General features: G+C 69.9%; 20 protein-coding genes and 1 pseudogene. 9 read left to right on the plus strand and 12 right to left on the minus strand.

Annotation, left to right across the window (positions count from 1 at the left end):
- Positions 1 to 2 precede the first annotated feature (2 nt).
- From OG787_RS09265 to OG787_RS09285, 5 genes are all read left to right on the plus strand, one after another.
- Positions 3 to 1,331, plus strand: coding sequence for a sulfate adenylyltransferase subunit 1 (locus tag OG787_RS09265; RefSeq protein ID WP_369036696.1), 1,329 nt, complete (start codon positions 3 to 5; stop codon positions 1,329 to 1,331).
- Between the two features lie 231 nt (positions 1,332 to 1,562).
- The gene (locus tag OG787_RS09270) at positions 1,563 to 2,675 is read left to right on the plus strand and encodes an aliphatic sulfonate ABC transporter substrate-binding protein (RefSeq protein ID WP_405534869.1); all 1,113 of its coding nucleotides are present in this window, start codon (positions 1,563 to 1,565) and stop codon (positions 2,673 to 2,675) included.
- A 35-nt stretch (positions 2,676 to 2,710) separates the two neighbouring features.
- The gene (locus OG787_RS09275) at positions 2,711 to 3,496 is read left to right on the plus strand and encodes an ABC transporter ATP-binding protein (RefSeq protein WP_405534870.1); all 786 of its coding nucleotides are present in this window, start codon (positions 2,711 to 2,713) and stop codon (positions 3,494 to 3,496) included.
- Complete coding sequence (locus OG787_RS09280; protein ID WP_369036693.1) at positions 3,483 to 4,403, plus strand: ABC transporter permease; 921 nt, start codon at positions 3,483 to 3,485, stop codon at positions 4,401 to 4,403. The genes OG787_RS09275 and OG787_RS09280 overlap by 14 nt, the downstream gene beginning before the upstream one ends.
- Positions 4,404 to 4,408: 5 nt before the next feature.
- Positions 4,409 to 5,161 carry a sirohydrochlorin chelatase gene (locus OG787_RS09285; protein ID WP_405534871.1) on the plus strand — a complete coding sequence of 251 codons (753 nt, stop codon included), beginning with the start codon at positions 4,409 to 4,411 and terminating at the stop codon, positions 5,159 to 5,161.
- Positions 5,162 to 5,199: 38 nt separating this feature from the next.
- On the opposite strand, the gene OG787_RS09290 is transcribed toward OG787_RS09285, so the two are convergent.
- The 3 genes from OG787_RS09290 to OG787_RS09300 form a co-directional block, all read right to left on the minus strand.
- Complete coding sequence (locus tag OG787_RS09290; protein ID WP_405534872.1) at positions 5,200 to 7,071, minus strand: leucine-rich repeat domain-containing protein; 1,872 nt, start codon at positions 7,069 to 7,071, stop codon at positions 5,200 to 5,202.
- Positions 7,072 to 7,158: 87 nt separating this feature from the next.
- Entirely contained in the window at positions 7,159 to 8,196 is a 1,038-nt protein-coding gene (locus tag OG787_RS09295; protein WP_405534873.1) for a ketopantoate reductase family protein, read from the minus strand.
- Positions 8,197 to 8,226: 30 nt separating this feature from the next.
- Positions 8,227 to 8,796, minus strand: a complete 570-nt coding sequence (locus tag OG787_RS09300) for a DUF1697 domain-containing protein (RefSeq protein ID WP_405534874.1) — start codon at positions 8,794 to 8,796, stop codon at positions 8,227 to 8,229.
- 249 nt (positions 8,797 to 9,045) lie between these two features.
- On the opposite strand from OG787_RS09300, the gene OG787_RS09305 reads away from it, so the two are divergent.
- On the plus strand, positions 9,046 to 11,304 hold the full coding sequence (locus OG787_RS09305; RefSeq protein WP_405534875.1) for an MMPL family transporter: 2,259 nt from the start codon (positions 9,046 to 9,048) through the stop codon (positions 11,302 to 11,304).
- Positions 11,305 to 11,370: 66 nt separating this feature from the next.
- Here the strand turns inward: OG787_RS09305 and mgt are convergent.
- The 4 genes and pseudogenes from mgt to OG787_RS09325 all read right to left on the minus strand — a co-directional run bounded on the left by mgt (position 11,371) and on the right by OG787_RS09325 (position 15,742).
- Positions 11,371 to 12,667 (minus strand): annotated as a pseudogene (mgt, locus tag OG787_RS09310) (macrolide-inactivating glycosyltransferase).
- A gap of 23 nt (positions 12,668 to 12,690) precedes the next feature.
- Positions 12,691 to 13,971 carry an ABC transporter substrate-binding protein gene (locus OG787_RS09315; RefSeq protein WP_405534876.1) on the minus strand — a complete coding sequence of 427 codons (1,281 nt, stop codon included), beginning with the start codon at positions 13,969 to 13,971 and terminating at the stop codon, positions 12,691 to 12,693.
- Positions 13,971 to 14,804 carry a carbohydrate ABC transporter permease gene (locus tag OG787_RS09320; protein ID WP_369036686.1) on the minus strand — a complete coding sequence of 278 codons (834 nt, stop codon included), beginning with the start codon at positions 14,802 to 14,804 and terminating at the stop codon, positions 13,971 to 13,973. Before OG787_RS09320 ends, OG787_RS09315 begins: the two co-directional genes overlap by 1 nt.
- Positions 14,801 to 15,742, minus strand: a complete 942-nt coding sequence (locus OG787_RS09325) for a carbohydrate ABC transporter permease (RefSeq protein ID WP_405534877.1) — start codon at positions 15,740 to 15,742, stop codon at positions 14,801 to 14,803. Before OG787_RS09325 ends, OG787_RS09320 begins: the two co-directional genes overlap by 4 nt.
- 198 nt (positions 15,743 to 15,940) lie before the next feature.
- Between OG787_RS09325 and OG787_RS09330 the strand changes: the two genes are divergently transcribed.
- Positions 15,941 to 16,807 carry a phosphotransferase enzyme family protein gene (locus OG787_RS09330; protein ID WP_405534879.1) on the plus strand — a complete coding sequence of 289 codons (867 nt, stop codon included), beginning with the start codon at positions 15,941 to 15,943 and terminating at the stop codon, positions 16,805 to 16,807.
- 90 nt (positions 16,808 to 16,897) lie between these two features.
- Here OG787_RS09330 and OG787_RS09335 read toward each other — a convergent pair whose 3' ends face one another.
- Positions 16,898 to 17,800, minus strand: a complete 903-nt coding sequence (locus OG787_RS09335) for a LysR family transcriptional regulator (protein WP_405534881.1) — start codon at positions 17,798 to 17,800, stop codon at positions 16,898 to 16,900.
- A gap of 94 nt (positions 17,801 to 17,894) precedes the next feature.
- Here OG787_RS09335 and OG787_RS09340 point away from each other — a divergent pair, with 94 nt between their 5' ends.
- Positions 17,895 to 18,884: a DMT family transporter gene (locus OG787_RS09340; protein WP_405534882.1), complete on the plus strand. Its 990-nt coding sequence runs from the start codon at positions 17,895 to 17,897 to the stop codon at positions 18,882 to 18,884.
- A 222-nt stretch (positions 18,885 to 19,106) separates the two neighbouring features.
- On the opposite strand, the gene OG787_RS09345 is transcribed toward OG787_RS09340, so the two are convergent.
- The 4 genes from OG787_RS09345 to OG787_RS09360 form a co-directional block, all read right to left on the minus strand.
- On the minus strand, positions 19,107 to 19,826 hold the full coding sequence (locus OG787_RS09345) for a 3'-5' exonuclease (RefSeq protein ID WP_405534883.1): 720 nt from the start codon (positions 19,824 to 19,826) through the stop codon (positions 19,107 to 19,109).
- 112 nt (positions 19,827 to 19,938) lie between these two features.
- On the minus strand, positions 19,939 to 21,177 hold the full coding sequence (locus OG787_RS09350; protein WP_369037636.1) for an SAV2148 family HEPN domain-containing protein: 1,239 nt from the start codon (positions 21,175 to 21,177) through the stop codon (positions 19,939 to 19,941).
- 114 nt (positions 21,178 to 21,291) lie between these two features.
- Entirely contained in the window at positions 21,292 to 22,587 is a 1,296-nt protein-coding gene (locus tag OG787_RS09355; protein WP_369037633.1) for a copper amine oxidase, read from the minus strand.
- 77 nt (positions 22,588 to 22,664) lie between these two features.
- Complete coding sequence (locus OG787_RS09360) at positions 22,665 to 23,489, minus strand: Tat pathway signal sequence domain protein (RefSeq protein ID WP_369037632.1); 825 nt, start codon at positions 23,487 to 23,489, stop codon at positions 22,665 to 22,667.
- Between the two features lie 190 nt (positions 23,490 to 23,679).
- Between OG787_RS09360 and glgX the strand changes: the two genes are divergently transcribed.
- A complete protein-coding gene (gene glgX, locus OG787_RS09365; protein ID WP_405534884.1) occupies positions 23,680 to 25,806 on the plus strand; it encodes a glycogen debranching protein GlgX in 2,127 nt (708 codons plus the stop codon).
- The last annotated feature ends 19 nt before the right edge of the window (positions 25,807 to 25,825 follow it).

The following is a 25,825-nucleotide window of genomic DNA, read 5'->3' on the forward strand; positions in this document are numbered from 1 at the left end:
CCATGAGCACGACCACGGAACTCACCGAGACCACGCTCCTGCGGTTCGCCACCGCCGGTTCCGTCGACGACGGCAAGTCCACCCTCGTGGGGCGGCTGCTGCACGACTCCAAGTCGATCCTCACGGACCAGTTGGAGGCCGTGGAGCGCGCGTCGGCTTCACGGGGGCAGGAAGCCCCTGACCTCGCGCTGCTGACGGACGGTCTGCGGGCCGAGCGCGAGCAGGGCATCACCATCGACGTGGCCTACCGCTACTTCGCCACGCCGAAGCGCCGGTTCATCCTCGCCGACACCCCCGGCCATGTGCAGTACACCCGCAACATGGTGACGGGTGCCTCCACGGCCGAGCTGACGGTGATCCTGATCGACGCCCGCAACGGCGTGGTCGAGCAGACGCGGCGGCACGCGGCCCTCGCGGCGCTGCTGCGGGTCCCGCACGTGGTTCTCGCGGTCAACAAGATGGACCTGGTCGACTACCAGGAATCGGTCTTCGCGGCGATCGCCGAGGAGTTCACGGCGTACGCGCTGGAGCTGGGCGTCCCGGAGATCACCGCGATCCCGATCTCGGCGCTGGCCGGCGACAACGTGGTGGACCCGTCCGCGAACATGGACTGGTACGGCGGGCCGACCTTCCTGGAGCACCTGGAGTCGGTCCCGGTCGCCCACGACCTGAGCCACTGCCACGCCCGTCTCCCCGTGCAGTACGTGATCCGGCCGCAGACCGCCGAGCACCCGGACTACCGGGGGTACGCGGGCCAGATCGCCGCCGGTTCCTTCCGCGTCGGCGAGTCCGTGACGGTCCTGCCGTCCGGCCACGCGTCGAGGATCGCCGGGATCGACCTGCTCGGCGAGCCGGTCGACATCGCGTGGACCACACAGTCGGTGACCGTCCTCCTGGAGGACGACATCGACATCTCGCGCGGCGACCTGATCGTGCCCAGCAAGGACGCGCCGCCGACCACGCAGGACGTCGAGGCGACGGTCTGCCATGTCGCCGACGCACCGCTGACGGTCGGCCACCGGGTGCTCCTCAAGCACGGCACCCGTACGGTCAAGGCGATCGTCAAGGACATCCCGTCCCGACTCACGCTCGACGACCTGTCCCTGCACCCGCATCCGGGACAGCTCGTCGCCAACGACATCGGCCGGGTGAAGATCCGTACCGCCGAGCCGCTGCCCGTCGACTCGTACGCCGACTCGCGGCGCACCGGCTCGTTCATCCTGATCGACCCGAACGACGGCACCACGCTCACCGCCGGCATGGTCGGCGAGTCGTTCGCGTCCCCGGAGCCCGTCAAGGACGCGGCCGAGGACGACGGGTGGGACTTCTGACATGAACGCCACCGATTACTACTCGACGTTCGCGAAGGAGGGCGGCCGCGTCGGCAGCGGCGCCCTCGGCAGCGGGCAGGGCGGAGTCGCGCGATGTGCGTGCTGACGTACGCGCACCGCTTGCGCGCCCTGTCCCCCCACCGGACGTCCCGACATCGACGAAGACCTGCCGACCTCCCGGCCACGACCTGAGAGACCGTGACCGCCGGGCCTCCGAGAGGAACACCTCCCGTGCCTGTCAACCGCTCATCCTTCCTCCGCCGCGGCGTCGCCGTGGTCGCCGCTCTCCCGCTGCTGACGCTCGCCGCCTGCGGGTACGGGTCGGACTCCAAGGACGAGAACACCAACGCGAAGGTCGCCGCCGGGGCCGAGAAGATCGACGGACTCGACTCCGTCAAGATCGGCTACTTCGGCAACCTGACGCACGCGACCGCACTCGTCGGTGTCAACAAGGGGTACTTCCAGAAGGCGCTGGGCGCCACCGAGGCCAAGTACCAGATCTTCAACGCCGGCCCGTCCGAGATCGAGGCCCTCAACTCGGGCTCCATCGACATCGGCTGGATCGGCCCCTCCCCGGCGATCAACGGCTACACCAAGTCCAAGGGCACCAACCTGCGCATCATCGGCGGGTCGGCGTCCGGCGGTGTGAAGCTCGTCGTCAACCCGGACAAGATCAAGACCCTGAAGGACGTCAAGGGCAAGAAGATCGCCACCCCGCAGCTGGGCAACACCCAGGACGTGGCGTTCCTCAACTGGATCGCCGACCAGGGCTGGAAGGTCGACGCGGAGAGCGGCAAGGGCGACGTGTCGGTCGTCCGCACCGACAACAAGGTCACCCCGGACGCCTACAAGTCCGGCTCCATCGACGGCGCCTGGGTGCCGGAGCCGACCGCGTCCAAGCTGGTCGCCGAGGGTGCGAAGGTGCTGCTCGACGAGGCGGACCTGTGGCCGGACAAGAAGTTCGTGATCACGAACATCATCGTGTCGCAGAAGTTCCTCAAGGAGCACCCGAAGGCCGTCGAGGCGGTCCTGAAGGCCTCCGTCGAGACCAACAAGTGGATCAACGCCAACTCCGACGCGGCGAAGACCGCGGCGAACAAGCAGCTGGGCATCGACTCGGGCAAGGAGCTGCCGGCCGCGGTCCTGGACCCGGCGTGGAAGTCCATCCAGTTCACCAACGACCCGCTGGCCTCCACCCTCAACACCGAGGCGGAGCACGCGGTGAAGGCCGGTCTGCTGGAGGACCCGCTGCTGACGGGCATCTACGATCTCACGCCCCTGAACACGGTCCTCAAGGCCGCGGGTGAGAGCACGGTCGACGACGCCGGTCTCGGCGTCAAGTAAGCACCGATCCCTCAAGTCCCCAGGAGGTGACGACCATGGCCACCGCTATCGCCAAGGCCGGAACGGCCGAGTCGGTCGAGTACGCCGCCCGCATCGAGCATGTCTCGAAGTCCTTCGCCGGGCCCGCCGGGCAGCAGCTCGTCCTCGACGACATCACGCTCGATGTCGCACCGGGTGAGTTCGTCACCCTCCTGGGGGCCTCGGGCTGTGGCAAGTCCACGCTGCTCAACCTCGTCGCGGGTCTCGACGGCCCGAGCGCGGGCAGCATCAGGACCGACGGGCGTCCTGCCCTGATGTTCCAGGAGCACGCCCTGTTCCCGTGGCTGACCGCGGGCAAGAACATCGAACTCGCCCTGAAACTGGGGGGAGTTCCGAAGAACGACCGGCGTGGCCGTGCCGAGGAGCTGCTCGCCCTCGTCCGGCTTCAGGGCTCGTACGACAAGCGGGTGCACGAGCTGTCCGGCGGAATGCGCCAGCGGGTCGCGCTGGCCCGGGCGCTGGCGCAGGAGAGCCGGCTGCTGCTGATGGACGAGCCGTTCGCGGCGCTCGACGCGATCACGCGTGACGTGCTGCACGACGAGCTGACCCGGATCTGGGCGGAGACGGGCGTCTCCGTCCTGTTCGTCACGCACAACGTGCGGGAGGCGGTGCGGCTCGCACAGCGGGTCGTCCTGCTGTCGTCCCGGCCGGGCCGGATCGCGCGCGAGTGGACGGTCGAGATCCCGCAGCCGCGCCGTATCGAGGACGCCCCCGTGGCGGAACTGTCCATTGAGATCACCGAACAACTGCGTGGGGAGATCCGCCGTCATGGCCAGCAGTGACACCAAGTCGGGCCTGACGGACACGCGTCAGGACCGGTCCGACGGCAACCACCAGACCGCCGGCCTGGAGGCCGGTCTGGACGCCCTGGAGAACGTGGCCACCACACGCACGCCCTTCTCGGTGACCTTCCGCGCCAAGATCCTCCCGCCGCTCATCGCGACCGGCGTGGTACTGCTGGTCTGGCAGGCGCTGATCACCTTCAACGTGGTCACCGACCCGACCAAGCTGCCCTCCCCCGGCGATGTGGCGGCCGAGTTCAAGGACGCCTGGCTGGAGGGCAAGCTTCTCGGCTACATCTGGACCAGCGTCGAGCGCGGTCTGCTCGGCTTCCTGCTGGCCCTGGCGATCGGCACCCCGCTGGGTCTGGTGGTGGCCCGGGTGAAGTTCATCCGCGCGGCGATCGGACCGGTCCTGTCGGGCCTCCAGTCGCTGCCGTCGGTGGCGTGGGTGCCGCCCGCCGTGCTGTGGCTGGGCCTGAACAACTCGATGATGTACGCGGTGATCCTGCTCGGCGCGGTCCCGTCCATCGCCAACGGCCTGGTCTCCGGCATCGACCAGGTGCCGCCGCTGTTCCTGCGGGCGGGCCGCACGATGGGCGCGACCGGCTGGAAGGGTGCCTGGCACATCGTCCTGCCGGCCTCGCTGCCGGGCTATCTGGCCGGTCTGAAGCAGGGCTGGGCGTTCTCCTGGCGCTCGCTGATGGCCGCGGAGATCATCGCCTCCTCGCCCGACCTGGGCATCGGTCTCGGCGCGCTCCTGGAGAACGGCCGCAACGCCAGCTCCATGCCGATGATCTTCGAGGCGATCTTCCTGATCCTGTTCGTCGGTATCGCCGTCGACCTGCTGTTCTTCAGCCCGCTGGAACGGCGGGTGCTCCGCAGCCGCGGCCTCCTGGTGAAGAGCTGACCCATATGTACGACAAGCCGGTCCTCCTCGTCATCGCCCACGGCAGCCGCGATCCGCGGCACGCGGCGACCGTGCACGCCCTCGTACGGCGGGTACGGTCGCTGCGGCCCGGGCTGCGCGTGGAGACCGGCTTCCTGGACTTCAACATCCCGTCCGTACAAGGGGTGTTGGAGTCCCTGGCGGCGGAGGGCGTACGAGATGTCGTGGCCCTCCCCCTCCTCCTGACCCGCGCCTTCCACGCGAAGGCGGACATCCCGGCGGTCCTGCGGGACGCACCGCGCGGGTTGTGCATCCGTCAGGCGCAGGTGCTCGGCCCGTCGCCACTGCTGATGTCCGCCCTCGAACGGCGGCTGTACGAGGCGGGGTTGACGCCCGCCGACAAGTCCTCGACCGGGGTCGTGCTGGCCTCGGCGGGGTCCACCGACCCGGAGGCGATCGCAGTGATCGCAGAAATCGCGCGGGAGTGGCGGCACACCGGTTGGTGCGCCGTGCGGCCTGCGTTCGCCTCCGCCGCACTCCCCCGCACGGAGGACGCGGTACGGGAGCTGCGGGAGCTGGGCTGCGAGCGCGTCGCCGTAGCGCCTTATGTCCTCGCCCCCGGTTTCCTCCCGGACCGCATCGCGCGGGGCGCGGAGCGGGCGGACGTACTCGCGGACGTCCTGGGACCGGCGCCCGAGGTGGCCCGGCTGCTGCTGCGCCGGTACGCGGAGGCGGCGGTGCGGATGCCGTTGTCGAGGCGCGCCGCGGTGAGCGCGTAGGCCGAGCGAGCCAGCGGGCGGGCGAAGCGCCCCTCCTCTCACCAGCTCACGTGCCAGGGGACCCGGGTCACGCCGTTCGCCAGCAGTCGCTGGAGCACGGGGGTGAACGGCCGCTCGTATCCGTGGTCCTGCGTCAGTTGCAGCTCCCGCAGCCGGGGCATCTCCAGCAGGGGCGTCCAGTCCTCCACCCGGTCGCAGCCCAGGAGGCTGAGCCGCTCCAGTTCCGGGAAGGCGCCGATCCCGCCGATGTCGGTCAGGTAACCGTGCCCCAGGTCCAGCGTGGTCAGGGCGGTGAGCCGCTTCAGCGGGGAGAGGTCGGGCCAGGGGAGTGAGGTCGCCCGCAGGTGGGTCACCTGCGCGGGCAGATCCGTCACTTGGGGGCAGCCGAACAGTCGCAGCCTCTTCAGCTCGGGCTTCGCCTCCAGGGATGCCAGGCTCCGCAGCAGGGGCATGCCCATCAGCTCCAGCCGGGGGATGTGCGATCCGGCGAGCGCGTCGATGTCGGTCAGCAGCGGAAAGCCGTTCAGTGTCAGCCGGTCGGTGTCCGGCAGCCCGCCCCGCTCCCCCAGGGTCGTGACCAGGGGCACTTCCCACAGGGTCAGTTCACTCAGGGCAGGCAGATGCCCGATGCCGTGCACCGACCTCAGGGCGTGGCAGCGCCAGATCATCAGCTTCCGCAGCGCGGGGTGGACACGTATGCCGTCCAAAGTGCGCAGGGACCGGCACTCGATGAACCGCATGTGGTCCACCAGGGTCATGACGGGCAGCTGCGAGAGGTCGGTGAGCGCGTCCAGCCCGAGCGCGTCGATTTCACGGAGCCCGGGGACGTGCTCCAGGGCGGAGAAGTCGGCCAGGGCGGGGCAGCCCTCGGCGCGGAACCGGGTGATGGGTGAGCCCTGTAGCCCTTCGAGGGTGGTGAGTTGTTCGCAGTCCTTGACGCAGACATGGGTGAGGCCGGTCAGGGCTCCCAGGCCGCGTACGTCGCGCAGGGCGGAGCAGCCGTCCACCGTCAGTTCGGTCAGGCCCGGGTGGGCTCCCAGGCCGGTGAGGGTGGCCAGTTTGCGGCAGTCGGTGATCCGCAGCCCCGCCAGACCGGTCAGCGCGCGAATGCCCTCCAGGGTGGTCAGCGAGGCGCAGCTGCTGAGGTCGAGTGCGATGAGGGCGGGCAACGTCGTGAGGCCCCGGAGGTCGCGCAGCCCGGTCCAGCCGAGGTCCAGCGTGGTCAGCCGGGTCAGTCCGGCGAGCTGCCCGGCCTCACGGAAGGAACGGCAGCCGCGCATGGTGAGGGTGCGCAGGTCCGGAAGGGCCGCGGGCAGGCCGGTGACGTCACGCACCTTGGTCATGCTGAGGTCCAGCTCGCGCAGACCGCCCAGGGTGAGCAGCGGGCGGATGTCGGTGACCTGACGGCAGCGGTGCAGATTGAGCCGGGTGAGCGCGGTCAGGGTGCTCAACGGGGTCAGGTCGGATATCCCGGCGCAGCCGTTGAGGTCGAGGTCGGTCAGGCCGGTGAGCGCGGCGAGGTCGCCGAGGTCGGTGACCTCCTTGCACCGGTCCAGGTGGAGTGTGCGGAGCATGGTCAGGTGGCGCAGGCCGCGCAGCGACGTGATCCGGCGCAGCCGTAACTCGGTGCGGCCCTCGCGGGCGAGAGCGGGTGCGAGGAGCAGTTCGCAGAAGCGGTCCGGATCGGCGGCGCGGGGCAGTTCACGCAGCAGGAGGTCTCCGGAGCAGGCGGCGGTGGGCGCGAACCGGGCGGCGAGGTCGAGGGCGGCCCCGTCGTCGTGAACGGTGAGCAGTTCACGTATCGCCTTGCGCGCGCGTGCGGGGGTTGCGGTGGCGAGCAGGCCGCGCAGTTCGCCGACCAGCGGGTGGACGCCGTCTGCGTCGGCGGAGACGGGGTTCTGGGATGTCATGGCGTGGAGCTTAGGGGCGGGGTACGACAACGGGGTTGGAGACGGTTCGGGGTGGCCCCTCCCCGGCCGCCGACGTCCGGTCTCGCGCTAGGGACGACCGGCCGCGGGCTCTCGCACGGACGCTACGGCCTCGTCCGCCAGTCGTACGAGTTCCGCCGACGGCAGCGAACCCGCCGGCCGCCGCTCCCGGGCGAATGTGTCGGCCAGCCGTTGCAGCAGCTCGTTCAGCGGAGTCGGTACGCCGTGCAGCCGGCCCAGGAACACGATCTCGCCGTTGAGGTAGTCGGTCTCGATCGTGCCGGTGCCCCGGGCCAGGGACTGCCAGGTGGAGCCGCCGCCGGCCTCGACGCCGGGGAGCGGCCGCAGGGTGATCCTGTCTCCGCGCCTCGCCTTCTCCTCCTCGGCGCTCGTGTACGGGATCCCGGCCGCCGCGAGCACCGACCCGCCCTCGGCGTACACCCGTTGGCGCAGGCGTTCGCTCTCCGCGCTGTCCGCGGCGCCACTGAGCGCCCGGACGGCGTTGCCGAGGTTGGTGAGCAGCTTGGCGTACAGCCACCGAGTGACGTCCGCGACGACGGGTGCCTCGAACGCCGTCTTCTCCAGGTCGGCGGCGATCCGGCGGAGGGTGTCGTCCGTGCCGTGCGGGTACCGGCCCAGGTGCAGGATGCCGGTGAGCGGGGCGCCTGCGGCGGAGACGACGCCGGGTTCCACGTAGGTCGCGGGGAGCCAGACGCAGACCCCGTAGACATGCCGGAAGCGGCGCAGCGCGAGGCGCGGGCCCTCCACACCGTTCTGCGCGCAGAGCAGCGGCAGCCGCTCGACCGCCGTACCGCCACCGGCGACGGGCGCCGGCCCCCAGGCCGCGAGGGCGCCTTCGCTGTCCTGCGTCTTCACGGCGAGGACGAGTACGTCGTCGGCGCGCAACTCCCCGAGTCCGGCGGGTCCGTCGACGGTCGGCAGGCGGTACGTGTGCTGCCCGTCCGGGGTCACCAGGCGCAGCCCGTGCACGCGCAGCGCCTCGTACTGCGCGCCCCGGGCGACGAGGACCACCTCGTGCCCCGCCCCGGCCAGCCGCCCGCCGATGGCACCGCCGACCGCCCCTGTCCCGATGATGATGTAGCGCATACCGATCAGCTTGCCAGCAGAGAACCCAGGTCAGTCAGCCTCGGTCAGTTCCACCAGCTTGACCACCGTGTTCCAGTTGCGGGTGGTCGCGATCAGACCCTTCAGAAAGCGGGGTTTGGCGAGCTGCTCGGCGAGCTTGGAGCGGCCGAGGCCGTCGGGGGCGTACAGGTACAGCACGCGGTCGCCGAGGCGGAACTCCTCAGGGAGGTGGGCGGGTTGGTCGATCTCCGCGAAGCGGGTCTCGTCGACGGGGGTGGAGAAGTAGGTGACGTGGAGTTGCTTTGCTTCCAACTCGGCTGCCGGGAAGGGGCAGTTGTCCCTGACCGACAGCAGGTGGACGTGGTCGCGCACGATCACGTCGACGGTGAATCCGAAGTGCTTCTCGATGGCCCCCGCGATCTCCCCGGCGAGGGACTCCTCGTCCCCGTGGCCGGTGGCGAACACGGCGTTGCCGCTCTGGAGGTAGGTGCCCACGCCGTCGTACCCGAGGCCCTCCAGGAGGGTGCGCAGCTCGGCCATGGGGACCTTCTTGTTGCCGCCCACGTTGATGCCGCGCAGCAGCGCCGCGTAGGTCTTCGTCGCCTGCTCACCTGTCGTCATCCGCTCACCATAGGACGGCCCACTGACAGTCGCCGGGTCACCGCGCCCCTGATGCATCACCCCGAGATCGTCTTTTAGATGTAGGGGACCGGTGTCCTACCCAGTGGGGAGACACCGGCATCCGACGGGAGGACTTTCGCCGGGCGCACCTCACCGGGGAGCACGACGAGACGCTCTTATCCGGCCCATACCTTCGGACTAAAGGTGATGGCAGGGGGCTGTCGCCGCTTACGAGGGGGCAAGCCCGTCATGGGGAACGGAGAAACGCGGGTACGGGGCATAGCCGCCCGGGCCGGCGGCTGGAGCGCCAAGCATCGCTGGGCGGCCGTCGGGATCTGGGTGCTGTTCGTCGTCCTGGCGATGGGGCTCGGCTCGGCGGCAGGCAGTGTCGAGGTCAAGGAGAGCGACCAGCTGGGGGGCGAGACCCACACGGCTGCCAAGATCGTCGAGGATGCCGGGATCGACGAGCCGTCCAGTGAGACCGTCCTCATCCAGGCGAAGGACGGGAGCCTCAAGGCCACGGACCCCGCGTTCCGGGCCGCCGTCGCCGACGTCATGAAGGCGGTCGACGGCACCGGCCGGGTCACGGACGTGCAGTCGCCGTACGACACGGACACCCTCTCGAAGGACGGACGCAGCGCGCTCGTCCAGTTCGACATGCGGGGCGACGCCGAGACGGCGGGCGACCGGGTCGAGCCGGTGCTGAACGCCGTCGCGAACGTCCAGAAGGACCACTCGGAGCTGCGGATCGAGGAGATCGGCGGCGCCAGTATGAACAAGACGTTCGACGACGCCTTCGGTGACGACTTCAAGAAGGCCGAGTACTCCGCCGTGCCGGTGGCCCTCGGCATTCTGCTGATCGCGTTCGGCGCGGTGGTCGCGGCGCTGCTGCCGGTGGCGCTGGCGATCACCGCGATCGTCGCGACGATGGGCCTGATGGGCCTCGTCAGCCACCTCCAGCCGATGGACGACACGGCCAGCTCCGTGATGCTGCTCGTCGGTCTCGCCGTCGGTGTCGACTACTGCCTGTTCTATCTGCGCCGGGAGCGCGAGGAGCGGGCCGCGGGCCGTACGCCGGAGGTCGCGCTCCAGATCGCCGCGGCGACCAGTGGCCGCGCGATCATCGTCTCCGGTGTCACGGTGTGCGTGGCCATGGCGGGCATGCTGTTCACCGGGCTCGCCACGTTCGAGGCGATGGGCCTGGCCTCGCTGATGGTCGTGGCGGTCGCCATGGTCGGTTCGGTGACGGTCCTTCCGGCGCTGCTGTCGCTGCTCGGCAGGCGGGTCGAGAAGGGCCGGATCCCGTTCCTGCACCCGGACAAGCGGCGCAAGAACGGAAATGGCAAGGGTGGCGGGGAGAGCCGGTTCTGGACGGCCGTGTTGAAGGTCGTCCTCGCCAAGCCCGCCATCGCGCTGGTCGTCGCGGCCGGTGCGCTGCTCGCCATCACCGCGCCCGCGCTCGGCATGAAGACCCAGAACCTCACCCTGGACCAGGAGTTCGGCGACTCGCTGCCGATCGTCGGCACCTACAACCGCGTCAACGACGCGTTCCCCGGCGGCTCCGACCCCGCCGAGGTGATCGTCAAGGCGAAGGACATCAACGCGGCCGACGTGAAGTCCGCGCTCGCCGACTTCCGTGAGCGGGCGATCAGTTCGGGTGCCTCGCGCGGCCCGGTGGACATCAAGCTGCACGACGCCGAGAACATCGCCTTCGTGTACGTCCCGCTGGTCGGCGGCTCCGACCTGGACAAGGCCGGCGAAAGCCTGGACAAGCTGCGCGACGAGGTACGCCCGGCTACCCTCGGCAAGGTCGACGGCGTCCAGGCGCCGATCACCGGACAGGTCGCGGGCTCGAAGGACTTCAACGACCAGCTGGCCGGCGCGGTCGCCCCGGTCTTCGCCTTCGTCGTCGTGTTCGCCTTCCTGCTGATGCTCCTGTCGTTCCGCTCCCTGACGATCGCGATCACGTCGATCGTGCTCAACCTCCTCTCGGTCGGGGCGGCTTACGGCATCCTGGTCGCCGTCTTCCAGCACGGCTGGGGCGCGGGGCTGGTGGGCGCGGAGGGTGTGGGCGCCATCATCACCTGGCTGCCGCTGTTCCTCTTCGTGATCCTGTTCGGCCTGTCGATGGACTACCACGTGTTCGTCGTCTCCCGTATCCGCGAGGCGCGGCTGCGGGGCCGTACGACGAAGGACGCGATCCAGCACGGCGTGGTCACCACGGCCGGGGTCGTCACCAGCGCCGCCGTCATCATGGTCGCGGTCTTCGCCATCTTCGGCACCCTGTCCATGCAGTCCATGAAGCAGATGGGCGTGGGCCTCGCGGCCGCGGTGCTCATCGACGCGACGATCATCCGGGGTGTGCTGCTGCCCGCGGTGATGGCACTGCTCGGCGAGCGCAACTGGTACTTCCCGAAGTGGCTGAACCGGCTGCCCGACCTGACGCACGACGAGTCTCCCGAGGCGGTCACGCCGAGGGTGGAGGGCGGCGAGCGGATCAGCGTCTGATCCATCGCCAGTTCCCTTCCAGAGAGGGCCCGTTGGTCACCGGGGAGCCAACGGGCCCTCTTCACGTCATACGCCGGACAGCTCGGCCTCGATCAGGTCGGCGGCCCGCCGGGTGCCACCTTCCCTGGCCATCCCGGCCTGAACTTCCTTGAGCCGCCTGGCGACTTCGGGATCGTCGACGAGGGCGAGGGCTGCCGCGCGCAGCGCCTGGGCGGTCGCCTTCTCCATGGGGAGATGCCGGGCGACTCCGAGCCCCTCCAACATGTCCGCGTTGCCGAACTGGTCGACGGCCTGCGGTACGGCGATCATCGGCGTGGCGGTGGCCAGCCCCTCCTGACTGCCGCCGGCCCCGGCATGCGTGACGAACAGGTCGGCCTGCCGCAGGACCGCCAACTGCGGCACCCAGGACCGCACTTCGACATTGGCCGGTACGGGGCCCAGCTCGCCCGCGTCGACATGCCTGCCGACCTGGAGGACGAGGTGCCACCCCGGCAGGTCGCCGAAGGCCCGTACGCACTCCCGGTAGAACTCAGGCTGCTTGGTGAAGGCAGACCCGAGCGACACGAGGACCACCTTCTCGGCGTCGGCGGGCCGCTGCCAGTCCCCCTGCGCGGAGCGGTCGCCCTGACAGGCGCCGACGAAGGAGTGGACGCGTTCGTCGACCCGGTCGGCGTTCGGCTGCAAGACCTTGGGGATCAGGACGAGGGAGCGGGCGGGGCGGCCGGCGAAGGGGTCGGGGTGCTGGCTGATCCCGTTCTCCTTCAGCCAGCCCTCGAAGCGCGCGTAGTAGGCCCGGCCGCGCTCGGTCTGCCGGGGCTCCGCCCACATCGGCTCGGCGACCTCCTCCTCGTACCCGTCCCAGGCGACGAGGTTCGGCGAGAGGGAGACGGCGGGCACGCCCCAGCGGTGGGCTAGGACGCGGGCCGGGTAGGAGGTGATGTCGTGCAGGACGAGATCGGGCGTATCCCCCTCGTACGCCTTGATGAGCTGCGGCAACGCCTGGATGGCGTCGGCGAGGAAGGGCTCGACGTTGTCGAGGAGGGTGGTGCCCCAGGCCGCCGGGTCGTCGTCGGGGCCCGGCAGCGTCGAGGTGTAGAGCACGGGCCGGGCTCCCGTCTCGGCCACCTTGTCGGCGAAGGCGGGCGGGATCGCGTATGTGACGCGGTGTCCTCGGGCGACCAGCTCGCGGATGACCTCGATGCTGGGGTTCACGTGGCCGTGGGCGGCGATGGAGAACATGGCGATGTGGGCGGGGGTCGTGCGGGTGCCGGTCGCGCGGAAGGTGGTCGCGCGGGAGGTGGTCATGCGGGAGGTGGTCATGTTCTCGACCGTAAGCGAGACGATACGTCTCGTGCAACTTGATTCGAAGCCCTCACCGACGGCCACTCACCGCTGATAGCGGGCCAGCACCAGATTCCCGTCCTTCTCCAGCCGTTTCCGCAGTTCGGCGAGGTCGATCGCCCCGCTGTAGTACTCCTGGAACGCGGGCGTCGCGACCTTGTCCTTCCACTCCGGGTAGCCCCGTACGGACTGGGCGGGCGCCGAGCGGAGGTGGCCGGCGAGGGCGGTACCGGTGGCCCAGCCGTCCTTCTCCGTCCGCAGGGACGGGGACTTCAGTGCCTCGGCGCCGGTGGGAAGCATCCAGTCGCCCGAAGCAAGACGGACCATGTTCTCGGGGCGCAGCATGAAGTCGATGAACTCGGCCGCCTCGCGCGGGTGTTGGGTGTCCTCGGCGATGGAGAGGGTCTGCGGGCTGACGCCCTGGGTGAGTCCGTCGGCGCCCGCCGGGGCGGGCAGCACCTGCCACTCGAAGCCCTTCGGAGCCTGCTGCGCGATCTGCTGCCGGTAGGAGAAGCCGAGCGGGACCATGGCATACCGTCCGCCGAAGAACCCGGGCAGGGTGTCGGAGCCGCCGCTGCCGAGGGTGGTCGGCGAGGCGCTGTGGTCGGTGTTGGCCTGGTCGTGGATGGTGCGCGGTACGGTCTCGTCCGCCGCCTCGAACCGGATCGTCACCTTGCCGTCGGCGCCCCGGTGGAAGAGCTGCCCGCCCGCCGACAGTGACAGGTTCAGGGTGGCGGAGACGGGCTCCTTGAGCGGCCAGGCGACGCCGTACTTGCCGTCGCCGTCGCCGAGTTGTCGGGTGATCCGCCTGAACTCCGCCCAGCTCCACGGCTGTTCGGGGGTCGGGATCCGTACGCCCGCCTCCCGCAGCCACTTGGCGTTGGCGATCAACACGCGCGGCTCCTGGAGGAACGGCACGCCGTAGATGCCGTCCCCGAAGGTCGTCGTGTCCCAACTGCGCTGCGGGATGTCGGACTTGAGCCGCTCGGGCAGCAGTTCGCGCAGATCGGCGAGGTAGCCGCCGTATGCGAAGTCCGCGAGGTCGTCCGAGGCGTCGTGGATGATGTCGGGGGCCTCGCCGCCCTCGAAGGAGGTGAGCAGCTGGTCGTGGACGCTGTCCCAACTCCCCTGTACGTACTCGACCTTGACGTCCGGATGGGTGGCGTTCCACTCCTTCACCAGCGCCTTGTTGGCGGCGACTGACTCGTCCTGCCAGGCGAGGGACTGGAAGCGGAGGGTGATCGTGCCGTCCGTGGCCGTGCCACCGCCGCCGGTGCAACCGGCGAGCAGCAGACCGAGGACGACGAGGAGCCATCGCGCGCGCATCAGGCCTTCACCGCCCCGGCCGTCATCCCGCCCGTGATCCGGCGCTGGATGATCGCGAAGACGACCAGTGAGGGCAGCGTCGCCAGGAACGCGGCGGCGGCCAGCGGGCCCAGGTCCGCCACGCCCTCCGCGCCGATGAAGTGCGTGAGGACGACCGGCAGGGTCTGTTTCTCCGGGGTCTTCAGGAGGACGAGCGCGAAGAAGAACTCGTTCCAGGCGGTGATGAACGCGAACAGTGCCGTGGCCACGATCCCCGGCGCGAGCAGCGGCGCCGTGACGGAGACGAGCGTGCGCAGCCGTCCGGCGCCGTCGACGGCCGCCGCCTCCTCCAACTCGGGCGGTACGGCCCGTACATACCCGACGAGCATCCACAGCGCGAACGGCAGCGCCCACACCACGTACACCATCACCAGCCCGAAGACGGAGTCGATCAGCCGCAGGTTCTTGAGTACCAGGAACAGCGGGATGATCACCAGCACGAACGGGAACGCCTGGCTGACCACCACCCACCCGGTCGCCGCCCGCCCGAGCAGCGTGCGATGCCTGGCCATGACGTACGCCATCGGGGTCGCGATCAGTACGGCGATCAGCGCGGCCGAGGCCGCCGCGAGCAGGGAGTTCAACGCGGCGTGCAGCAGGGGCTGTTCGTCGAAGGCCTGGCGGAAGTTGTCGAGGGTCGGGTTCCTCGGGATCCAGGTGGGATGCAGACTGCCCAGTTCTCGTGGGGACTTGAAGGCGGTGGACAGGAGCCAGAGGAACGGGAGGGCGAGGAAGGCGAGATACGCGAGGAGGGCCGCGTACTGGCCGATGCGGGCGCTGGTGCTCGTCCTCACCTCTCCTCACCTCCCCGCAGCCGGCCGACGAGGAACACGGCGAGCAGGACGGAGATCAGCGCGACCATCACACAGCCCATCGCCGCCGCGTAGCCGAACTGGCCGTAGCGGAAGGCCTCTTCGTAGGCGAAGAGCATCGGCAGGCGGGTACGTCCGCCGGGGCCGCCGTTGGTCAGGACGTAGACCAGGGCGAAGGAGTTGAAGTTCCAGATGAGGTTGAGGGCGGTGATGGCGAGCGCGATCGGTCTGAGCGCGGGCCAGGTGACCGTCCGGAAGCGGCGCCAGGTGCCGGCGCCGTCGATCGCGGCGGCCTCGTGGAGTTCGTGCGGGGTGTTCTGGAGGCCCGCGAGCAGGGCGACCGTCGTCTGCGGCATCCCCGCCCAGACGCCTACGACGATCACGGCGGGCAGCGCGGTCCCGAGGCCGCTGAGCCAGTCGCGGCCGTCGCCCAGGCCCAGGTCGCGCAGCGTCTCGTTGAGGACACCGGCGTCCGGGTTGTAGACAAGTCGCCACATGATGCCGACGACGACCTCGGGCATCGCCCACGGGATGATCGCGAGGGCGCGGGCCAGCCAGCGCAGCCGTAACTCCTGGTTGAGGAGAAGGGCGAGGCCGAGGGCGAGCAGGAACTGCGGCACGGTCACCCCGACCGCCCAGACCAGCCCGATCCGGAACGACTCCCAGAAGAGTGAGTCGTGCAGCAGATCCTGGAAGTTGAGCGTGCCGATCCACCGGGTGGACGCGGTCCGGCCGGACTGGGCATCGGTGAACGCGAGCAAGATCCCGTACAGCAGCGGTCCCACGCTGAGCACCAGAATCGGGATCAGCGCGGGCAGGACGAGGAACCAGGCACCGTGGCCGGTGATCCGCCCGCCACCGCCCGGTCCGGCGCGGGTCGTGCGCTTGGCCGGCCGCCTCACCCCGGTCACCAGTGTCACGTGGTCGGCTCCTTCGGTCGCCCGAGATGGCCCCCGGGAGTGGGCTCCGTCATGGTCGTGAAGCCGATGTACACAGTCAAGGCACTGCGCACACGCCCCCACCAGTGCGAATGCGACACTGACCGGCGGATGGCGTGAACCTGACGCCGTTCACATACGTACACAGGCATCGACGGGACATCGCGCGGGAGGCGGACCATGGACGAGGCACGAGCCCGGGACGTACTGGCCACGGCGGGCGTACTGCCTGCCACGGCACCGGACGTACGGCTTCTCGCGCTGGGCGAGAACGCGGTGTTCGCCGCCGGTGACCTGGTCGTCAAGGTGGGCCGCGACGCCGAACTCCTCGACCGCGCCCGGCGGGAGCTGGACATCGCGCTCTGGCTCGCCGAGGCGGACGTCCCGGCGGTCCGCGCGGCCGACCCGAAGCCGCTCCTCGTCGAGGGTCACCCGGTGACGGTGTGGCACCGGCTGCCCGATCCCGTACGCCCCGCCGAACCGGCGGATTTGGCCGAACTCCTACGGATCGTGCACGCCCTGCCGCTCCCCGCCACCTTCACCCTCCCGCCCCGTGACCTCCTGGGCGGCGTCGAACGCTGGCTGCGGCTCGCGGGCGACGCGATCGATCCGGCCGACGCGGCGTATCTGCGTGAGCGGCGCGACGGTTTCGCGACGGCCGCCGCCGCGCTGGCCCCGCGGCTTCCGCGCGGCCCGATCCACGGTGACGCGTTGCCGCGCAATGTGCACATCGGGCCCGACGGGCCGGTGCTGGTCGACCTGGAGACGTTCTCCGCCGATCTGCGCGAGCACGATCTGGTGGTCATGGCTCTCTCGCACGACCGATACGGGCTGCCGACCTCGTCGTACGAGGCGTTCACGGAGGCGTACGGGTGGGATGTGCGGGAGTGGGAGGGGTGTGGGGTGTTGCGGGGGGCGCGGGAGACGGCGAGTTGTGCGTGGGTGGCGCAGCATGCGCCGGTCAATCCTCGGGCGTTGGGGGAGTTCGTGCGGCGGGTGGAGTCGTTGAGGGAGGGGGATTCGACTGTGCGGTGGTATTCGTTCTGAGCGCCTAGGGGGGTGGGGGGTTGTTGTTGTCGGGCGGGTGCGGGTTGTTGGTGGCTGGTCGCGCAGTTCCCCGCGCCCCTTTGGGGCGCGTTACTCCTCGGCCCTGATTGTCTGTGCTGCCTTGCCCAGTGCCTTCAGTACCGTTCTTACAGCCTTTCTGGCCGTTCGTTCTGGGCGGTGGAGGGCGTCGATTCTGCGTCTGGACTCGACTCCGGTGAGGGGTTTGAGGATCAGGGCGGGGTGAGGGCCGGAGGTCCAGCGGGGCATGAGGGCGAGGCCTCCGCCGGCGGCTACTGCCTCTGCGGCGACCGTGAAGTCGTTGATGCGGTGGGCGAGGTGGGGGCGACGGCCCGCTGCTGTAGCGATGGCCTCGATCGTTGCCATGATCGGGAAGCCGTCGTGTACGGCGATCCAGGGCTCGTCGGCGACGTCGGTCGGGGTCAGGCGTCGTTTGGCGGCGAGTGGGTGGTCGGCGGGCATGGCCACGTCGAGGGGTTCGCGCAGCAGCGGGGTCGCCGCGACCGTGCGCGGCCAGGGCGGGGCGTGGTCGAGGCGGTGGGCGAGGACGATGTCGTACTCCCTGGTCAGCGGCGGGAAGTCGTCCTGCGTGACGTCCTTGTCGGCCAGCGCCAGCACAGGACCGTCCGGTCCGGCGAGGGCGCGCAGCAGCAGCGGGAAGAACGCGGCGCCCGCGCTGTGGAACGCCGCCACGGACACCTCCCCGTCCGGCCGGTCCAGGAACTCCTCGACGGTGTGCCGGGCCCGCGCCAGTGCCGACTCCACCTCGGTCGCCGCGCCCGCCAGCGCCTGTCCGGCGTCGGTCAGCACCAGCCGACGGCCCTGTCGCTCGGTGAGCGGGACCGGGATGGCTCGCTGGAGCAGCCGCAGTTGCTGCGAGATCGCCGAGGGTGTGACGAGAAGCGCGTCGGCGACCGCGGTGACGCTGCCCAGCTCACCGAGTTCGCGCAGGATCCGCAGCTGTCGTTCGTCCACGGGACCAGTGTAGGCAGACTGTGTAGGGAAACTAAAAGATCGTTGAAGAAGGTGGCCCTGGGCTTCAGGGTCACCGACAGTGCACCGTAGTCGCGTGTCCGACTCCCGCCGTACCGATGCGGTACTCCTCCTTGTAGCGCTCGTCTGGGGCTCCAGCTATCTGTCCGCCCAGACGGCCACCTCCGCCCTGCCCGTCCTCGTCGTCCTGTTCGTCCGGTACGCCTTCTCCGCGCTCGCCTGTCTCGGTCTGGTCGCCGCGGGGCGGAAACAGGGCCAGGGGTTTCGCCTGTGGACCCGGGAGGAGGTGCGGGCCGGGCTGCCGCTGGGCCTCACCCAGGCTGCCGTCCTGGTCGTGGAGACGTACGGTGTCGCCCACACGACCGCCGCCAACGCGGGTCTGATCATCAGCCTGACCATTGTGCTCACCCCTCTCCTCGACCGCGCCGGACACCCCGGCGGGCTGCCCCCGGCCTTCTACGCCGCCGCCGGTGTCTGTGTCCTGGCCGTCGGTCTGCTCATGTCCGGCAACGGCTTTCACGCGCCGCGGCTCGGGGATCTGCTGATGCTGGGCGCGGCGCTGGTGCGGGCGGTCCATGTGGCGTTGGTCGGCCGCCTCACGACAGGCCGGCCGATCCGGCCTCTCCACCTGACGACACTCCAGACCGTCATCGGCACGGTCGTGTTCCTCCCGGCAGCCGCGCCCTCCCTGCCGACTCTCACCCACGCCGACGCCGGGACCTGGATACAGCTGGTCTATCTCGCCCTGTTCTGTAGTGTGTTCGCGTTCCTGGCCCAGACGTGGGCCGTGCAGCGGACGTCGGCGAGCCGGGCCAGCCTGCTGCTGGGGACGGAACCGATCTGGGCGGCTGCGATCGGGATCGCGTTGGGGGGCGAGCACTTGACGGTGCTGACGGCGCTGGGGGCGACGCTGATGGTGACGGGCACGTACTGGGGCCAGTCGGTGGAACGCGCCCACCGCGCCCGCCGGGCACCCCAGAGAGTCTCGCCCCCGCCGCCCCTACCCGTTCCCATCCTCGGGGGCGCTGCCCCCGAACCCCCGCTCCTCAAACGCCGGAGGGGCTAGGTTTTTCAGCCCGTCCGGCGTTTGAGGACGAGCGCGTTCAGCGCGACCTTCCCACCCACCCGCCCCCGCCCTCCCCAGCGACGGCCGGCACCACCCAGCCCGTCCGGCGTTTGAGGACGAGGCCGTTCAGGCCGACAGCGGGGGTCTGGGGGCGCAGCCCCCAGAAGGATGGGACGGGTAGGGGCGGCGGGGGCGAGGAAAGCATGCCCCGCCGCACGCGCCTCAGACCCCCGCCCCAACCTCCCGCACAGGCCAACTCCCGTCCACCACCGCGTCCGCCTCCCCCTTGCGCCGCAGAAACCCCTGAAAATCCGCCGCCCATTCCGCATACCACTCGATCTGACGCCGATGCAGCTCCACCGCCCCCAACCCCGCGACCTTGGGATACCGCTCGGCTATCGCACCCGCCAACCGCGCCGCGGCCAACGCGTCCGCGGACGCGTCATGGGCGGCGTCCAGTGCGACCCCGTACTCCGTGCACACCGCTTCGAGGTTCCGCTTGCCACGCCGATAGCGGTCCACGGACCGGTCGATCGTGTACGGGTCGATCACCGGAGCCGGATCCAGCCCGCCCAGCCGCTCCCGCAGGGACGGCAGACCATGCCGCCGCAGCTCCGCGGAGAGCAGGGTGAGGTCGAAGTTCGCGTTGTAGGCGACCACCGGCACGCCCGTCTTCCAGTACCCGGTCAGCACATCCGCGACCGCGTCCGCCACCTGGTCGGCGGGCCGCCCCTCACCGGTCGCGCGCTCGTTGGTGATGCCGTGCACGGCCACCGCGTCCGCCGGAATCTCCACACCCGGATCCGCCAGCCATTCACGGCGGCCGAGCGGCTCACCGCCCCTCACCTCGATCACCGCGGCGGTGACGATGCGTGCCTCGGTCGGGTCCGTCCCGGTCGTCTCCAGGTCGAAGCCGATCAGCAGCTCATGGTGCCAGCCCATGCCTGGCCCCCCTTCTTGGTGGTGCTTTCCCCCAGTGGTCTCCACGATCCCATGAGCCACTGACAATCAGAGGACCGCATTCCGCTTACCGGAGCCGCACAGGCCGGCCAGATCAGGACACCGGCCGCGAATCCGCCCAGGCCACCTCGAACTCCTCGCGGTACGTCGGGAAGATGCCGATCTCCTCCGACTCGTCCGACTTGACCACCCTGCTGCCGCCGCGCAGCACCAGCACCGGCGCCTCCATCCCCCGCGTCCGGCGCAGATACGTCTGCACGATCGCGACCCCGTCCGAGCCGTCCCCGTCGACGAGGTAGGCCGTGAAGCGGGGCGTCTCGTCGAAGACCTGGATCTCGAAGGCGCCGGGGTCGCGCAGCTTCGACCGCACCCGGCGCATGTGCAGGATGTTCATCTCCACGGCGCGGCTCAACTCGCCCCGCTTGATGCCGAGTTCCCGTTCGCGCCGCTTCACCGCGCTGGACGCGGGGTTCAGGAACAGCAGTCTCGTGCGGCAGCCCGACTCCGCCAGCCGTACCAGCCGCCGCCCGGAGAAGTTCTGCACGAGCAGGTTGAGGCCGATGCCGATGGCGTCGAGGCGGCGCGCACCGCCGAAGATGTCCTCGGCCGGGAACTGGCGCATCAGCCGCACCCGGTCGGTGTGCACGGCGACCACGTCCCCGTACCGGTCGCCCACCAGGTCCTCGACCGCGTCCACCGGCAGCCTGCGCGCGGAGGGGACGTCGCCGCCCGCGCCGAGGGTCTCCAGGAGCTTGCCGGAGGCCCGTTCGGCCTGGTTGAGGACGGCCTCGGACAGGGCCCGGTTGCGGGAGACGACGTTGCGCGTCACCTCCAGCTCGTCCAGGGCCAGTTCGACGTCGCGGCGCTCGTCGACGTACGGCTCGAAGCACGGCCAGTGCTGCACCATCAGCTCGCGCAGCTGGGGGAGGGTCAGGAAGCTCAGGACGTTGTCGTCGGCCGGGTCCAGCAAGTAGCCCTTGCGGCGGCTGACTTCCCGTACCGCCACCGCCCGCTGCACCCATTCCTGGCCGGCCGGTCCGGCGGCGGCGACCACCCACTCGTCGCCGTGGACGGGTTCGTAGATGGGGCGCAGGACGGCGGCCACGACCGCGCGCAGTCGCTGTTCGACCAGGTTCAGCCAGATGTAGGCCCGGCCGGCCCGCTGGGCGCGCGTACGCACCTCGCGCCAGGCGTCGGCGTCCCAGTCCAGTTCCGGTCCAATGGAACCCGTCTCCATCGGCCGTGCCAGGGACACCGCGCCGGGCGGGACCTCTGTGGAGTTCCCCTCGTGACCCTCGTCACCAGGGGGCAACTCCAGCCCTCCCGAGCCCACCCGCGCACCGCCTTCCGCTCCCCCGAGCTTCTCCCCGTGGCCGGTCTGGGCCAACGATCAAGGAAGGGTACTCCGGGAGCGGTCGACGGTGCAGCCCGATGGACAGGTCGTTTCTCAACTACCGCTTTCGACATGCCCGTTCTGGTCGGCGAGGGCGGCGGGAGTGAGCGGATTCATAGCCGTGACATCGCGCGGGGCGATGGAGAAGCCCTGCCAGTGGACGGGCATGGGCTGCTGGTCCTCGTCGCGGGCTATGTGGTGGAAGCCCACGTTCACCCAGACCAACGGGTGGGTGAGGGTCTGTCCGTTGACCCATCCGTCGACGGACTTCTTGGCGCCGGCACCGCAGTTGGGCAGGTTGTCGCTGGCGAACTGCTCACACTTGTTGTACTCGGTGAAGTAGATGTCGTGCCGGGTGAAGCTGCGGCCCGGGTACTTGGTGGTGGCGGCGGGGACGATCTCGTACGACCGCGCGTGGCCGTCCTTGTTCTTGCCGGTCGCGCTGACCACCCGCCACCAGCGCATGTTCTTGGCGTCGCCCGCGAGTTCCTTCTTGACCTGGGTGCGGGTCGTTTTGTTCGTGGGTCCCTCGTCGCCGTTGGCGGGCGGGCTGACCACGGAGTCGTACTGCTCGACCTTGCCCTTGGAGGAGCCGTCGAGGCCGAAGTCGAGCCGCCAGAAGACGTTGTGGCTATGGCTGGTGGCGTACGCCTTGGCGCCCTTGCCGATGGGCCAGCCGCGGCCGTCGCCCGCGTCGTAGTCCTCGGGCGCGAGACTGCCGGTGGCGCCGACGTTCATGTTGACCGTGCCGTCGTCCTGGAAGCGCCACTCGGTGATGTATTCGTACCAGCCGACCTGGTTGACCGTGTAGACGAGCAGGTCCTTGCCCTGGGTCTGCCAGACCTTGTTCGCGGTGTCGCCCTGCATCCGGTAGGCGTGGCCGCGTGAACGGGTCGTGGTGCACAGGCCCTTGACGTTCGCCTGGTCCGGGAACCAGGGCTCGGGCACCTTGACCGTCTTGATGGTGCCGCCGGGGCACTCACCGGGCGCCATGTTCATCAGTCCCTGGCCGAAGCCCGCCTGGGTGAGGTCGCTGTACTCGGCCTTCCCGTCGTCGTAGGGGACGTGTATCTGGGCGAGCTTCGCCGAGTTGAGGACCTTGATCGGGGACTGGCCCGGAGGCTGGTACGAGACGTTCTCCAGGACGAGCCCGGCCTCGCTCTCGTAGCGCCAGCACATCCGCCAGGTGGTGCCGGTGGTGAGCTTCTGCTCGATCCGGTACGGCGCACTGCACTCGGCGGGCGGCACGGGCGCGGCCTTCGGCTGGGCGGCGGCCGGCCCCGCCGCCGTGGTGAGGCCGGCGGCCAGCGCGACCACGGAGAGGCCTACGAGCAACGACTTTTCGCGCATGACGAAGAGACTCCCAAGGAGGAGAGAGCTGAAAAGGGTGAGAGAAGAGAGAGGGGAGGGAAAGAAGAGCCCCCGGGTCAGCCGAGCTCGGCCACCTTGCGGGCGCTCAGGTCGACGACGAGCGAACGGGCGTCGATCCACGGCCCGTTCTTCACCTTCGGGAAGAGCCGCACACAGCGGTGGTCGCCGCAGGAGTCGAGCACGGCGGGCTGGGCACCCGGAACGGCCCGGTAGATCATGCTGCTGACGAGGAGCTGGTCCGGCGAGGTGAGTTCCTTGCCGGTGGCGTCCTTGTAGTCGGCCTTCAGGCCCGCGCCCAGCGCGTCGGCTATCAGCAGCTGTGTCGCCTCGGCCGTCTCGGTGCGGCTCAGCGGCGGCTGTACGCCGTGCTGGGTGCCGGTCCGCTCGACCTTGCCCGTCTCCAGGTTGACGGTCGTGGTGACCAGGGTGTCGTCCTTGTAGTCGTAGTACGACACGTCCGCGCGCCGGGGCGCGTTCGGGTCGTCCACCTCGGCGGCCTCGGGGTCGGCGAGGTCGATGCCGATCCGCTGCGGGCCGCGCTGCCCCTCGACGTTCTCGCTGGAGTCGCGCAGCTGCCGGTTCAGGGCGATCCGCTCGACCTTCGCCATCTCGCCGTCGGTCAGCGGATCACGGCCCTTGCCCTGCTCGCCCTCGACGGGCGCCTGTTCCACGACAGCGGGTGGCACCGCGGCCTGCTGCTGCGCGGACCCTCCCGCGCTTCCGCCCGTACTCGTCGTACTCCCCGCGGTGCCCGTACCTCCCGATTCGTCGGCCCCCGCCGATCCCGGCAGTGTCACCGCGACCATCAGGGCCGTACCGGCCACCGCGATCCCCGTACCCGCCACCACCTTGCCCAGGTGGCGACGCACGATCTTGCGCACGTAGTCCCCTTACTCCCCCTCACAGCCCCGGGAGTATGTAAAGAACGAAAAGTTTTGACATACCCGTGTATGCGGGTACGCACTGGTCGACCGGTAAGAGGGACGTAAGTCGTAGGTGGTTCCATCACTTTCGGGGAGACTCGGAGCGGAGTCGACCCAGCGGCGAACCACAACTGAAAGAGTCGGGTGCATGCAGGTCTGGCCAGGAGAGGCGTACCCACTCGGTGCCACGTACGACGGCGCCGGCACCAACTTCGCGGTCTTCTCGGAGGCCGCCGACCGGGTCGAGTTGTGTCTGCTGCACGACGACGGCTCGGAGACGGCGGTGGAGCTCCGGGAGAGCGACGCGTTCGTCCGGCACGCGTATCTGCCCGGGGTGATGCCGGGTCAGCGGTACGGCCTCCGTATGCACGGCCCGTACGCGCCCGAGCGCGGCCAGCGGACCAACTCGGCGAAGCTGCTGCTCGACCCGTACGCGAAGGCGATCAGCGGGGCGGTCACCTGGGGCGAGGAGGTCTACGGCTACCACTTCGGCTCACCCGAGCGGCGCAACGACCTCGACTCGGCGCCGCACACGATGTCGTCGGTCGTGGTCAACCCGTACTTCGACTGGGGCGACGACCGGCGCCCGCGCACCGAGTACCACCACACGGTGATCTACGAGGCCCATGTGAAGGGCCTGACGATGCGCCACCCGGCGCTGCCGGAGGAGCTGCGCGGGACGTACGCGGCGCTCGCCCACCCGGCGATCATCGAACACCTGACCAAACTCGGCGTCACGGCCCTGGAGCTGATGCCGGTCCACCAGTTCGTGAACGACCACCGGCTGGTGGACATGGGCCTGAACAACTACTGGGGCTACAACACGATCGGCTTCTTCGCCCCGCACAACGCGTACGCCTCCTGGGGCGACCGCGGCCAGCAGGTCCTGGAGTTCAAGTCGGCGGTACGGGCGCTGCACGAGGCCGGCATCGAGGTCATCCTGGACGTGGTCTACAACCACACCGCGGAAGGCAACCACCTGGGCCCGACGCTGTCCTTCCGGGGCATCGACAACGCGCAGTACTACCGGCTCGCCGAGGACCAGCGCTACTACATGGACACGACGGGCACCGGGAACTCGCTGCTCATGAGGTCCCCGCACGTGCTCCAGATGATCATGGACTCGCTGCGCTACTGGGTCACCGAGATGCACGTCGACGGCTTCCGCTTCGACCTCGCGGCCACCCTGGCCCGGCAGTTCCACGAGGTGGACCGGCTGTCGTCGTTCTTCGACCTGGTCCAGCAGGACCCGGTGGTGTCCCAGGTGAAGCTGATCGCCGAGCCGTGGGACGTGGGCGAGGGCGGCTACCAGGTGGGCAACTTCCCGCCGCTGTGGACCGAGTGGAACGGCATGTACCGCGACACCGTACGGGACATGTGGCGGGGCGAGCCGCGCACGCTCGCGGAGTTCGCGTCCCGGCTGACGGGCTCCTCGGACCTCTACCAGGACGACGGCCGCCGTCCGCTGGCCTCGATCAACTTCGTGACCTGCCACGACGGTTTCACCCTGGGCGACCTGGTGTCGTACAACGAGAAGCGGAACCTGGCCAACGGCGAGGACAACCGGGACGGCGAGAGCCACAACCGGTCCTGGAACTGCGGCGCGGAGGGCGAGACCGACGACCCCGACGTCCTCGCTCTGCGGGGGCGCCAGCTGCGGAACTTCATCGCGACCCTGATGCTGTCCCAGGGTGTGCCCATGATCAGCCACGGGGACGAGTTCGCCCGCACCCAGGGCGGCAACAACAACGCGTACTGCCAGGACAACGAGGTCTCCTGGGTGCCGTGGCCCGGCGACGAGGACGGCGAATCCGGCGTCGGCGATCTGCTGGACTTCACGCGCGCGATGGTGTGGCTGCGCAAGGACCACCCGGTCTTCCGCAGGCGCCGCTTCTTCCACGGCCGCCCTGTGGAGGGCACCCACGACGACCTGTCGGACATCGCCTGGTTCACTCCGGCGGGCGAGGAGATGGTCCAGAGCGACTGGGACTCGTCGCAGGCGGGCGCGATGAGCGTGTTCCTCAACGGCAACGCGATCTCCGAACCCGGTGCGCGCGGTGAGCGCATCACCGACGACTCGTTCCTGCTGATGTTCAACGCCTCGCCGAAGACGCTGGAGTTCGTGGTGCCGGTCAACCACGGCCGCCGCTGGCAGGTCGTGATCGACACGGCCCGCCCGGAGGGCGTGCCCCCGGGCACGGGCGCGAAGGTGGAGGCGGGCGACCGGCTCACCCTGACGGACCGCAGTCTGACGGTGCTGCAACGACCCGCGTAGCCGTGGCGATGACACGAAA

The organism is Streptomyces sp. NBC_00075 (genome assembly GCF_045041225.1).
Lineage (GTDB): Bacteria > Actinomycetota > Actinomycetes > Streptomycetales > Streptomycetaceae > Streptomyces > Streptomyces adonidis.